This window comes from Pseudoalteromonas sp. S1650 (assembly GCF_005887195.1).
Classification (GTDB): domain Bacteria; phylum Pseudomonadota; class Gammaproteobacteria; order Enterobacterales; family Alteromonadaceae; genus Pseudoalteromonas; species Pseudoalteromonas simplex.
Map to the genome: position 1 here is coordinate 71,064 of NZ_PNDF01000023.1, position 13,399 is coordinate 84,462.

At 37.9% G+C, this 13,399-nt stretch carries 9 protein-coding genes and 2 pseudogenes; 7 read left to right on the forward strand and 4 right to left on the reverse strand.

What is annotated here, in order from left to right; all coding sequences use genetic code 11:
• Positions 1-35 precede the first annotated feature (35 nt).
• The 3 genes and pseudogenes from CWB80_RS08090 to CWB80_RS08100 form a co-directional block, all read right to left on the reverse strand.
• Positions 36-959 (reverse strand): GGDEF domain-containing response regulator, encoded by a 924-nt coding sequence (locus CWB80_RS08090; RefSeq protein ID WP_054552684.1) that lies wholly within the window; start codon positions 957-959, stop codon positions 36-38.
• Positions 928-4,356 (reverse strand): ATP-binding protein, encoded by a 3,429-nt coding sequence (locus CWB80_RS08095; RefSeq protein ID WP_138598876.1) that lies wholly within the window; start codon positions 4,354-4,356, stop codon positions 928-930. Before CWB80_RS08095 ends, CWB80_RS08090 begins: the two co-directional genes overlap by 32 nt.
• 61 nt (positions 4,357-4,417) lie before the next feature.
• Positions 4,418-4,675, reverse strand: a pseudogene (locus CWB80_RS08100) (PhoH family protein); the annotation flags it as partial.
• An 85-nt stretch (positions 4,676-4,760) separates the two neighbouring features.
• Between CWB80_RS08100 and CWB80_RS08105 the strand changes: the two are divergent.
• The 7 genes from CWB80_RS08105 to CWB80_RS22900 all read left to right on the forward strand — a co-directional run bounded on the left by CWB80_RS08105 (position 4,761) and on the right by CWB80_RS22900 (position 12,804).
• Positions 4,761-6,251: a tyrosine-type recombinase/integrase gene (locus CWB80_RS08105; protein WP_016708217.1), complete on the forward strand. Its 1,491-nt coding sequence runs from the start codon at positions 4,761-4,763 to the stop codon at positions 6,249-6,251.
• Positions 6,235-9,006, forward strand: coding sequence for a hypothetical protein (locus tag CWB80_RS08110; RefSeq protein ID WP_074988938.1), 2,772 nt, complete (start codon positions 6,235-6,237; stop codon positions 9,004-9,006). Before CWB80_RS08105 ends, CWB80_RS08110 begins: the two co-directional genes overlap by 17 nt.
• The gene (locus CWB80_RS08115) at positions 9,003-11,087 is read left to right on the forward strand and encodes a site-specific integrase (RefSeq protein ID WP_016708219.1); all 2,085 of its coding nucleotides are present in this window, start codon (positions 9,003-9,005) and stop codon (positions 11,085-11,087) included. The genes CWB80_RS08110 and CWB80_RS08115 overlap by 4 nt, the downstream gene beginning before the upstream one ends.
• Positions 11,084-11,548 (forward strand): hypothetical protein, encoded by a 465-nt coding sequence (locus tag CWB80_RS08120; RefSeq protein ID WP_016708220.1) that lies wholly within the window; start codon positions 11,084-11,086, stop codon positions 11,546-11,548. Before CWB80_RS08115 ends, CWB80_RS08120 begins: the two co-directional genes overlap by 4 nt.
• Before the next feature lie 222 nt (positions 11,549-11,770).
• On the forward strand, positions 11,771-12,148 hold the full coding sequence (locus CWB80_RS08125) for a MerR family transcriptional regulator (RefSeq protein ID WP_016708221.1): 378 nt from the start codon (positions 11,771-11,773) through the stop codon (positions 12,146-12,148).
• Between the two features lie 60 nt (positions 12,149-12,208).
• Entirely contained in the window at positions 12,209-12,598 is a 390-nt protein-coding gene (gene merC / locus CWB80_RS08130) for an organomercurial transporter MerC (RefSeq protein ID WP_016708222.1), read from the forward strand.
• Positions 12,586-12,804: a GDCCVxC domain-containing (seleno)protein gene (locus tag CWB80_RS22900; protein ID WP_062566147.1), complete on the forward strand. Its 219-nt coding sequence runs from the start codon at positions 12,586-12,588 to the stop codon at positions 12,802-12,804. Before merC ends, CWB80_RS22900 begins: the two co-directional genes overlap by 13 nt.
• Before the next feature lies 1 nt (position 12,805).
• Here CWB80_RS22900 and CWB80_RS08140 read toward each other — a convergent pair.
• Positions 12,806-13,367: pseudogene (locus CWB80_RS08140) on the reverse strand (manganese efflux pump MntP).
• Positions 13,368-13,399 lie beyond the last annotated feature (32 nt).

Genomic DNA, 13,399 nt, shown 5'->3' on the forward strand with positions numbered 1-13,399 from the left:
TGCATATTTAAATTCTGTAAGTAGGCAGCTATTGCCTACTTATGTTCACTCATAGCTATCATTCTCGATACTATCTGATCACGCCCAGCATCTTTTGCCTGATAAAGACCTAAATCAGCTTCTTCAAGTAATGTTTGCTCTGCATACACCTGGCCATTTTCCGTGGTCGCAATACCAATACTAATTGTGACATGGTCGGCATTTAGTGACGCTTTATGCGGAATATTTAACTCATTAACGGCATTACGTAATTTGTTTGCAAACGACATAGCTTCTTTTGCAGAGGTATTTGGAAGTACTGCTGCAAACTCTTCACCGCCATAACGAGCAACAAAGTCACTACCTCGCTCACATGCTCCAACTAAGGCATGAGCAATTTGTTTTAAACAATCATCGCCTGCTCGGTGACCATAACAATCGTTGTAACGTTTAAAGTGATCAACATCCATTAATAATACTGATAATGGTGTTTGATCACGACGACAACGACGCCACTCTCGCGCTAAGTTTTCATCTAAATAACGTCGGTTTGGGATCTCTGTTAGGCCATCAATTGAGGCGAGCATTTCAAGCAAGTCATTTTTTTGTTTGATCATTAATTGATTGCGCACACGTGCACGAACGATCGCTGCACTAAAAGGTTTGGTGATGTAATCCATCGCCCCTAATTCTAACCCTTTAGCTTCATCATCATGGCTAGTATTTGCCGAGATAAAGATTACCGGTAGCATGCTTGTCGTTGCGTTTTCTTTTAATTTGTTGAGTACTTCATAGCCGTCGATTCCTGGCATTACAATATCCAAGATCAACAGATCCACACTTTGTGTTTTTAGAAACGTCAGTGCTTTTTCGCCACTCTCAACACAAAAAACATCATAGTCTTGCTGTAATGTTTTTTCTAATACCAAGCGGTTTAACGGATCGTCATCAACAATCAGTACCTTGGCTCTTTTCAACATCAGTAGATCCTTGTTCGATGATAAAGGCAATAACCTGTTTTATTAGGCATTGCAACTCATCAATTAATTGTTCGGAAAGTTCACCTTTAGCTTTTAGTGTAGCCTCGCAATGCTGAGCGCACGCTGACAATCGTTTAAACCCAAGGTTACCAGCCGATCCTTTCACATTATGCACCACGCGGATCAACTCGTCGGTAGTCTTTAATGTAGAAATTTGTATTAACTGCTCTGCTGCCATAGTCGCAAACTTCGACAACATAGTTAATACTAACTTATTATCATTTCCAAACTGAGATAAGATAAAAACCTTATCAAAAAAAGCTTCTTTTGAGTTTTTAAGCTCACTCATTGCTAAAAACAATTTACTCGCAACAATAGGTTTAGTTAGGTGTTTATTCATTCCTGCCGCAATTGAATGCTCAATATCTGCAGCCTCACTATGAGCGGTAAGCGCGTATATCGGCATTTGCTCTTTGGTGTATAATTGACGAATAATTCGCGTCGCTTGGCAACCATCCATCACAGGCATTTGAATATCCATAAAAATTACGTCAGGTTTGATCTCTTTAGCAATTTCTATACCTTTTTTACCATTTAGAGCACAAATGACAGTAATATCTATTTGCTCCAAAATACTCTTAATGATGCTCAAATTAAGCGGATTATCATCAACTGCAAGTACTAAAAGTCCAGATAAGTCTGTACTCGAAGGCAAACAAACTAATTCTCTTTTTGTAGGTCCTGATGCTTTATCTAGCTGTAAGCAAAAACTAAATTTGCTGCCTTTGCCTTTTTCACTATCAAGTTTTATCTCTCCGCCCATTAAAGCGACTTCATATTTAACAATCGCTAAACCTAAACCGACCCCCTGATGAGAGCGTGTTAAAGACTCATCTCCTTGCGTAAAAGCATCAAATAACCGCCCTTGATCAGCCTTATTTATACCTATACCTGTATCTTTAACTGTAAAACAAATTAGTTGCTGCTCTAAAGACTCTTCAATCAGCTCTAAACACAGAGTTATTGTGCCTTGTTCAGTAAACTTGGCTGCATTTGTCAATAAATTGGCTAATACTTGCTGCAAACAAATTTGGTCGCCAATTAAGAATTCGTTGATGTTCTCGTCACGGTAAATGATAAAATCAATGCCTTTATTTGTGCATAAGGGAGTGATCACGCCTCGACTAAAATCAATTAGATCAGATAAACTCATAGGCGCTTTATTCATTTCCAGTTGAGCACTTTCGGCACGTGCAAAATCAAGCATTCGATTTAAAAGCGTCAGTAAACTATTAGCTGCTGTTTTTGCCTGCTCTGCATGAGTGCGCTGATGCTCAGTTAGCCCTTGCAATGCAATAACATCAATTAAGCCTAGTACTGCATTGAGTGGTGTGCGTATTTCATGACTTAGATTAGCAATAAAGCGGCTTTTAGCGAGCGTTGCCCGCTCTGCATCATCTTTTGCTTGCACTAAATCCGTCACATCCTGTACATGAACAACATAATAATCTGGTGTTTGCTCGGCATTCCAAACTAGGGACACACTAATTTGCAGCCAGCGCTGCTGTTCTTGCTGCTCAAGACTAAAGTGATAAACTTTTTTCTTCTCATGCAGCAGCTCTGTCAGAGTATTTTTCAACGTCTGATAAGACTGCTCAGCAAATAAGTTTGTCAACTCGAGGCCATTAACGTTTTCAATTGCAAAGATTTTTCGTGCCGCTTTATTTGCTTGCAGCACTTGATCTTCAAGTGATACCAGAAGCACCCCATTCGCTGCGTACTCCATTGCACTGCGCAATTTCGCTTCGGAGCTTTGTAGTGCATTCAGTGCATTATACTGCTCGGTAATATCACGACCAATCGCCATGGTACCAAGAAATTGCTGGTGCTCGTTGTAAAATGGCACAATGCTAAAAAGGTAAGTTTTCTCATAATTTGAAAGACGAGTTTGATACGTTTTTTTGTCTCTTAAAACCTGCTTCTCAAGTTCATTTAACTCGCCGTTATCATCACTAATATCACATAATTGCTGGCCTACTAACTTCTCTTGTGGCAAACCAATATAGCCTTCATACGCTTTATTACAGCCTAAAAACGAGCCATCAATATTCTTAAAATAAATAAGATCCGGCACGTTATTGAGCATGGTATTTAATAACGCTAAGTGACGTTCTTTCGCATCAATACTACGACGCAATTGTTTTGACTTTACCTGTACCTGAGAATCAAGCGCTTTATTCGCCTCTTGTAATGATTGGACGAGCTCTTCATTGCGGCTAAACACTCGTTTTACACGGCTGAACCAAGGCTGCCAATCGACAGGAATACGATAATGAACTAACGCTTGTTTACCTTCATCATGCTGCTCAAGGTAATTCATTAAGTGCGTCATTGGTTTTACAAAAATACGTTGACTCAGCCAAAAAACAGCGCTGAACATCATCACTAAAAACACACTCAAAAACGCGAATTCTAAAAAGATGTCGTAACCAATAGGTTCACTCAGGGCCTGCTTTGATTCATAGAAACGAGTGTAAATGGGTAAATTTGTTGCTTCTTGCACTAAATGGCTGTGGTTATTCTTTCGCATATCGACAGCAACATTCGGCCAATGTTCGCTGGCACTGATGGCAGTGTTAAGCGCTGTTTTTGAGCTGGCAATAACTTGGTTATCTTGGTTGATAAAAATATACTCACCATAGTTAGGCGCTATTTTCTTTAACCAGCTAGAAATTGCTTTAAGATCATAAATCAGCACGATGTAATCACGACTATTGGCTGCTCGCTGCTTACCAATTGCAAAATAAGCATGGCCATTAATTGTCAACACAGAGCTTGAGGAAAGCTTATTACTATTAACTAATTGAGGCCTAAATTTGTTATCTAACACACTGGTCAATAATTCACTTTTTGCTGTGTTGCGGCGCTTAATATAAACAAAACCTTGCTCATTAACATAAGCAACCGCCTCTAAAGATTGAACAAGTGACAGGGTAGTATTAAAAGAGGGGCCAAGGGCGATAACTCGCCGCCATTGATTAATTGCATAAGCGGTTGAGGCAAACTTTCCTTGCCCGACTATCTCCCCCACTCCATCGCCAACACTTTGGTAGTAATAGTGATCATATTGATTCACATTGCGTGCCCAACTTGGATCAAAATCATAAGAAAGTGGCTGCTCGTAAAGCTTGAACATGGTGTCTATAAGACCATCTGCGGCACTCATCGCATGGCTAAGCTGAGCGGATATATTATTAAACCCGCTTTGCCTGCTTTCTATCGCCCGCTCAAGTTTTAAATTATATAGGTGTAAACACAAAAAAAACGCCACTAACAGCGGCACAATAAGTGCCACTGCTAAAGAGCGATAGTAATGCTTTAACGGTAAAAAATTCACTGGCTTATAAGTACCTTACCTCGATAAAGCTAGGTTAACGAGGCATAGGAATACTGGCAAGTTATAAATTTTCTTCAGCAAAGCTGGCTAAGCGACTACGTACCACACCGTTTAAGTTAACGGTGGCACTGCCCTGAAAATCTTTAAAACGTTCAACAATATAAGTTAAGCCTGAGGTGACTGGCGTGAGGTAATTACTATCAATTTGCGCTAGGTTACCTGAGCAAATGAGTTTAGTGCCTTCGCCGCAGCGAGTGATAATGGTTTTCAGTTGTGAAGCAGTTAAGTTTTGACTTTCATCCAAAATCACCCCCGAATTGATATAATACTATCATACCCTTAATAAACTTGAACAAAAAAGCTTTTACACACATACTCTAGCTAAGAATCAAAGGTGAACGAAAATGATACTTCGAAATACAACAAAAACTAAAATAATTAAAACATCAGTCAACTTTGGAAAAGGAATGTCTTTTCATCTCGATAAATCAGGGCAACCTATTAAGACTGAAAAAGGCATCAGAACTCACTCATATAGGCACGATAAAATAGAACCTAATTTTCCAGTGCTATATCACCCGACTCGCTTCACCGAATGCCAAGAAATGAACTTATTTTTAATGCACCGCTTTGAAGGTCATTTCAGTCTCAAAAAGAATCAAATAGACAATGAGGCTTTTAGTGACGCTTATCATGCCAGCCAACCGGGAAAGCCATTAGATGTTAAGTCTGTTTGCAGTATAGCTAAGCACTTAAAAGCTTTCTTAGATTGGTTGGATAAAGATGATGCATCCTATTTTGAAGTAATAGCTGCACCACTTTCAAAACAATCTGTAGATGATGATATTTCTAGGTTACCTGTGTGGAGATATCACAAACATTTATGTGAAAGAGTCGAAACCAAAGATAAGTCTAAACGCATAAGCTTTAACAGCGCTCAAGAACGAATTAGAGCTGTTAAAGCATTCTATATATGGAGCCATAAGCGCGGGGCTATAGATAGCCTCCCCTTCTCACTTGAATACAAACAGGTACGTATTAAATCGAAAGCTAAATCAAGTGTAAGTTCATTGTTTCAATTACCTACTAGCAACACACGTTCTGGAGGCTTATGGAAGTGGGTTAGTAATTTGAGCATTCCAAATACATTGAAACAAAAGGAAGACTCACCCGAAAAAGATCTACAACCATATTCTCCAAAAGAACTTAAACAGTTGCTGGAGACGGATACGGCTCAAAAAGAGACTTATAAGCTTTATTTGCAATGTGCTTTGCTAGGTGGACTTCGTTCTTTTGAGATTTCAGCCATCGACCAGAAAGACCTTTTTGATCCTGATGAAAAAGAAAACGAGAAACGTATTCCAAAATTGAACATTGTACGAAAAGGACATAAGCCAGTGAGATTAACAATAGCGCGAGTTCTAATGAAGCTTTTGTACAATCACACTTTGACAATTCAAAATATGAAGCGACGTACCAAACATGAGACTAATCATGGTATGGACAATAGTGAACATCCGCTTCCTTTGTTTATGAATAGTTCAGGATCGCGGATAAGCGAAGATACACCGGGGAATACTATTTCCATAGTTAGAAAAGAACAAAGGAAGCAGGGATTAGAAATACTATTACGCACATTCCATGACTTACGCGCTACCTTTGCTACTTATGTCGCTAAATACCTAATTGACAAAGGTGAATCGGAGAGTTCCATCAGACAGACACTAATGACCTTGATGAGTCACGAAAGTTTTAAAACAACCAAACGTTACATCGACTTTGCCAAAAGTGTAGCAGTGGATGCATACGGAGCAATGTCAGAGTGGGTGAAAGATATCTACGGTGATGTTGACGAATTACTGATGCGTGAGGCTGAAGATGCAGCAGCAAGTTAAAACGCGGAAGTCCAATCGTATTCCTGCTAGATTTAAACCTCATTCAATTGTTCTAGCCAAACAGTTAGACGTTTTATTTAACAGGGCATATGACAAAGAAAACAATATTAGCGCAGATGACGACACTGCTATTTCAATGAGTCGCTTGCGGAATGCTTGTGTCAGTTTACAACATACTCTTCCTCTAGCCCTTAATAAGGTTAGTACAGATACTGCGACATCAATTCAAACTTCGGGATTAAATGCTCTATCAGACTTTGAAATTTGGCAAGAACTGGAATACTTTTGCATTAATGAAATAAATGATGTCAAGCTACCTAGTTATGCTACTCGTATAGAAGAAGCCTTAGAAAACTTAGCTAAGTTTCATTTTTATGATAACGCTATCAACGCTCCTTTTAGGCTAGTAAATGGGGCTACTTCAATCGACATAACTAAATTATTCGAACTTGAATTCCATCAAGTAAAAGAGATTCGTAAATTACTAAATAAATATCTGGACTATCTCGTCCTTCCAGAATTAAGCCTCAAAGATTCTTCTATTAGGGACAATATCCTCAAAACTGCGACAGCTATTATAAATCTTTGTCTACATGATACTTTTAAGAATACTGAACGCGTCAAACTGCCATTATTGGCAACATTACAGGATAGGGAATTCGTTTCATCATTTATATGCAATCACAACTTCCGTACTTTTTTAAAATTTATACTACCCGATGTGTGGGGTAAAGCTAGAGTCAATCAATTTAAAACTGAAGCCGAAGTAATAGGGTATGCACAAAGCATATCATCCAAATTTGGCAATGAAGTTGATGCTTTTTTGAAAAATCAGATAGCAAGCGCTTCGGAAGCTAATACAACAAGAGTTAGATCCTCAACTTTATCATTTCCAAGGTGGTTGAATAGTGCTGGTAGCGTAGCATCACCAATAATTAAGCTGCTTAGTGAGCGTGGAATTCAAGGGTTTGCAGAAAATGGCCTTCAGGGATTTAAATACCTTTATAAGCATTACCAAGAAGAAACTCAAAATAACCAGCAGTTTTTACTGCTACTAAACGCTGCATTGGACCTTTACCACTTTGTTACGGGTGAAAAAATCGCAAAGGAAAGTTTATTACCCTACTCATTGGGCTATTACCTTAAAGAAAGTGACACTACCGAATGGCAGAAGCATGAGTGGGTATATGACAATGCCTATAAATTTTATCAAAACCTAGTCGAATACCATAAAGTTTTTACAAAGCGAATTGATGGCGAGAGCATAGGTATCGTCACTCTCAAAGGTTACATAGGTAGTATGGCTAGAGCATTGAAAGAAAATGCATCATCATTAACAGATGAACAAATGAAGCTTATTGCCAGTCATGGGGTTCATGCTTTTGTTGAAAATAACTGTGAGATACTAAAGGCTATAAGAGAGGCAATTCAACTAAAATCAAAACAAGGCGATTTGTCGGTTTTTGTTGGTAATCAATATCAGAGCGCTATCGACAAATTACTATCGTTTTATGGTCTAGATACTATTAAAAGCTTTCCGGTCAACACCGAATTAACTGCACAACATCAAGAGCAACTATCTCAGAATCAAGATAAACTCTACTCATATAGAGAAGTAGTAGAATTAGCATATTACATAGAAAAAGGGCTTTCTGAGACCTTACTCACAATTAAAGACAAAGTTACACTTTATGCAGCAAAAGTCATATTGAAAACTGGTTGGAATTCAACTCCTACGCTAGAGCTTGATACTGACGACTTATTTTTCTTTAACACGCCATTACATTCAAGTAAAACTCCTGCTCTTCGTTTATTTAAACGCCGAGCTAATTATCAAACTCAATGGCATAAATTTGAAATTAAAGCCGAAGATCTAGAAAAAGAAGGCGTCTTATACGGCGACGTTGTCGAACCAGTAATATTTGATATTAAGGCTGCGACTAGACTTACGTCTATTTACCGCCCTTCTATTGAGAACCTATCAAAAAGAATTTTTGTTTTTCCCAAAGTAAATAGTATTGGAGAAGTAAAGATTCAATTATTAACAGCATCACGTTTCAAGACCTCTATAGATAGGATATTGACTGAGCTTGGGTGTGATATCGTATTTAATTCGCAAAAGATCAGAAAATCAGGGCTTAACTACATTTACCGAAAAGTTGCCAAAGAATTTAAGTGGTATCAAAAAGCTGGCAAGCACTCTTATGAAACGTTCTTGCGTCATTATTTAATGCAAGATAACAAAGATGTTGCAATGACAATCAACAGAGCGACAAAAACAATGGCAGACTATTTTGTTCGCGATGTTACCGACAAAGTAATCATTTTGCAGACTCCACCAGAAGACGGTAAAAAAGTCCCGAATGGCACATGCATTAACTCAAAAGATAAATCCGCAGTAGTGGCATTCGAATCTCAAAACAGGAAATTATTAGACCAGCGAGATACAAACGAGCATGCATGTGCCGACTTTAACGCATGCTTGTGGTGTCCGTTCTATCGCTGTGTTGCTGACGCATTGCATGTTTGGAAACTTTTGTCATACCGGGATTTTGTTGTTGCTGATATGGAAAACTCAGCCGCAACATTTGACTCTGTAACAGAGCAACTGGAAAACATAGAGCAGTTGAAAAATAGAGTTAACGAAATATTAACTGATATTGCCAAGCTTAATGCTCAAGCTGTGATTGATGGAAAAGAATTATTGAGAACAGAGGGTATTCATCCTCATTGGAAAAACACAGGTTTGCTATGACCAAAGAGATAACTAAAACAAAACTACTTGATATCGCTGTTGTAAAAACACATACAGGTCAAATCACTATAAAACCTTTGGTTCAGGTGTTAGAAGATTTTAAAGTTGATGATACTAGCGCTTTTAATTCGATTGCTTTGTGGGAAAACAGAGCATTGAATATTGCTAAACATGGCACTATTCACTTTGGCGATGACACTTGGATAAGCTATGAAGAAACGCAAAGAAATGTGAATTTTAAAGGTGTTGATGAATTAGCATATCAAATTCGAATTTATTCACTAATTAAACTCACACATGGTGATGTTGTAGGCGGTAAACCTCTAAAAATCTCTACACTTCAAAATGATGTAACGTATCTAAATTTAATTGCAGCCTTCTTAAGACAAAGAGGTTATCACTCATTTCATGAGTTGGAGTTCAAATCTGACTTAGTTATTAGGAATCTCATAAAAGACTATTTATATGAAGTCGGGAAAATAGCTATTTACAGACAATCACACTCATTTACTAAACTATTTGACGTGCAACGAAGCTTTCGTCTTTTTGGCCCTAAGGTGTGTAGTGTTTTTATTGATGTGCTTAACCAACTAAACGAGTTACACCATCCGAGACCAGTCACTTATTCGCACCCTGTCATTCCTACTAAAGTAATGAAAAAAATTCTGAAGTTTGCAGAAAAAATAGTTGAAAACTCTAAGGATAAGATAGAACGATGGCTAGAATTAAATGCACGCTTAATAGATAGTTTACATGAAGGCTCCATTGAACCACCGCCCAAAATGAATACAGGTGAGCTAATAGCAAAACATGTAAGAAACTTACCCAATGAAGAGGAATTCATTCAATTATCCGAAGAATTAGAAGATTTAAAATTAGCCACATACATTAATATCTTGGCCTATACAGGTATGAGATATAACGAAGTACTTACATGCAAGGTTGGCTGTGCCAATTACAAAGATGATATTTATTACATTACGGCAATTATGACCAAAACCGACAACAGTAAGGTTGAGATGGAATGGTTTTCAAACGCTGAAGTACATGAGTGTGTTGGTATTTACGAAAAATATGTGATCGGTATGCAAGAAAGGGCAAAAGCTGTACTTTCTTCATGCAGAGCCAATATAACAAGTAGTCAAGCACACAATTTGAAAGAAGGGTTAGAAAGAAACCGTCTTTTCGGGGTTTCACATAGTAGCTGTAGTGTTAGTTTTAGCGATACTGGGCGATTCACAAAATTTGAGGTTAAAAACAGTGAAAACATTGAGCTTTTTGACTTAACTCTAGACGATGATGATATAGCAGAGCTTGAACGCCTTGAATCTAACTACAAAGAAGTTAGAGGAGAGAATAGAGGTGTCCCATACGAAGAAGGCGATACGTTTAGATTAACCGCTCACATGTTTCGACATACGTTGGCCTACTTTGTCATTGCCAATAAATTAGGTGAGCTTGATGATATTAGATATCAATTTAAACATTTAACTAGCCTAATGACGTTTGTTTATACTCGAAGAGCATTTTTGGCCTCAACAACTTTAATTAAAACTACTGAAGAGTTTAATGAGATTTTAATTGACCGTGTTGCAGAAGAGTTAATAGATGAAGCCGAGTCACAATCACTTAAAGGTGGTGCTGGTGAGCAAATTAATAAAACATCTAAAGATCTGATAATAGGTATTACTGATAGTCAAAGTAAAGATTCGACTGTGATTAAGCAGATCCATTTCAGTTCAATTGAAGAACTGAAAAAATTTCTCGTCAAAAATATTAAAAACATACGTGGCTTACCTACGGGGTACTGCACTGCGGGAGAAGCTTGCAAGATAAAAGGAGCAGGAATCCCTAGTGGCTGTGTGTATTGTGGTAGTAAAATCATTACCAAACGCCACAAGGTCAATTGGCAAATAATAAAAAAAGAAGCAACGCAGAAACTAGAGGCATATGCGGCATTAACCAAAGAAGAGCAAGAAGATTACGAGCTATTTGCTATTCACTGGAAAAATAATATAGCAGCAGCTGACTATGTATTAGATGAAGGCAAAGCGCATACAAACCAAGGAGAACAAGCATGAGTAGCGCATACGATGATATAAAACGTGCTTTTGAAGAGATGAAATCTGATGGCAGCAAGATAACCAAAAATGCAGTAGCAACGAGAGCTAAAAGAAATATTGCAAATCTATCTAAAGAAGAAGAAAAATGGGTAAAGTTACGAGAAAATATTGAAAAAGCTCAATTAACTTGGGAAGAAAAAAATAAAGATAATTTAATAAAACAACTCAGAACAAAGGTAGCCGAACTAAAAAGCAAGCTTGCTAAAGAAAAGCAAAAAAACGAGATTGACCCTAAGGAAATCGATAAGGATTTTGAAAAGCTACTGGTGCGATTACAAGAAATGTACGCTGAAATAGATAAGCTCAAACTGATTAATGCTGATTTAAAAAATCAACTTCAGCACTCAGGGCAACATACAGAAATAAGAGTGGATACGTCTACTGGTGAAATTATTGAATTAGTTTCAACGAAACAATAGATTAGATGTAGTAGCTCATATCTCATCTTACAGTTTTGTTGATTAGGTTTAGACTTCACCTGACAGGCAGCAAGAGCGAACAAGAGACGGTCAGAGTGATCTGGATATGTGAACTTAATTCTACAAAGCGGACGCTTAGCGACCCCGTTCATGCAATAAAATTGAGTTTAGGCAATCCGCATTAATTGTATAATGATGTCTCTGCTTCTAAAGAGTATGTTTATGAGAACCATTGGAAAACTGGCAAAAGATTTAGATATCAATGTTGAAACGATCCGCTTTTATGAGCGCCAAGGTTTAATAGAGCAGCCTCCAAAACCCGAATCAGGTTATCGAAAGTATGACGAGACACACGCTAATCAACTCAAATTTATTCTGAAAGCTAAAGCATTAGGGTTTACGCTGAAAGAAATTGAATCACTGATGTCACTAAGTAGCAGTTGCGCTGATATAGAATCGATGGGATTGCAAAAACTTAATCTCATCCGTAATAAAATTGCTGATTTACAGCGGTTAGAGAAAGTAATTCAAGATATGACAGATTCTTGCAAGGCCAATCAAGACCCTCAATCCTGCCCGGTAATAAATTCACTTAAATAGCTATTGACCCCGTACTTATGTACGGAGTTTATACTACCTTAAAAATTGAGGTAGATAGTTATGATCAATAAAATTCTAGATAAAGTAGGTTCTGGTGGCGTTTGGCTAGCCGCCCTTAGTTGCACAGCATGTTTTCCTGCGCTCGGCTCATTGGCATCTGCGCTTGGGTTAGGTTTTCTTTCACATTTTGAAGGGATAGCGGTGAACACCTTATTGCCATTATTTGCTTCACTAGCGTTGTTAGTTAATTTCTATAATTGGTATCAACATCGAGAGTCATTAAGAGGCATTTTAAGTGTCATTGGCCCAATTGCAGTATTGCTGACCCTTTATCCTTTATGGCAATACGACTGGAGCACTTACTTATTTTACTTTGGGATCATTTGGATGGTCGTAATGTCTATTTTAGATATTGTTAAGCCCATTAAGGAACCAGTATGCAAGGTATAGAATTAAAATCTAAGATAACTTGCCCTGAATGTGGATTTAGCAAAGTTGAAACCATGCCTACAAACGCTTGCCAATGGTATTACGAATGCGAAAGCTGTAAAGCACTACTTAAACCGTTCAAAGGTGATTGTTGCGTTTACTGCTCTTATGGAACAGTTAAGTGTCCTCCTATTCAAGAAGGCAATGCATGTTGCTCAGGTAAGTAGCCTAGTATTCGGTGGTTCTGTGCCAACCAAGTAATATCTTAAATGCGATTGCGATTAACACTAAACCACCAAATAGTTCAGCTTTAGACTCCAGCCATACGCCACTTCTTTCGCCGATATTCACACCAATCTAGCTAAAGGCAAACGTCGTGACGCCTATTATCAAGCAAGCTACGGCTATGTCTACCTCAAGCAATGTGATTGCATAACCTGCCGCCATTGCATCAATACTGGCGGCAATAGCAAGAACAAATAGCACACGATGAGTAACATTAGCAATATCTTCTTCAATTCCTTCAGATTGGGACTCATAAATCATTTTTGCCACCGATAAATAATAGCAAAATAAAAGCTATCCAAGGTGCATAATCTTCAATCCAAGATGATCATCCTTTACCGCTGTAATAGCCTAAAAGAGGTATAAAGCCTTGGAAAAATCCAAAATAAGCAACGGCTTTAATAAAGAGTTTTTCAGCATTTGCTACTTTTTTAGAACCTAAGCCTATGGATACTGCAAACACGTCCATACTGAGTGCTATAGCTAATACAAATACTTCAAACAAATCGATTAAACCTGAATAAAATTGTTATAAGA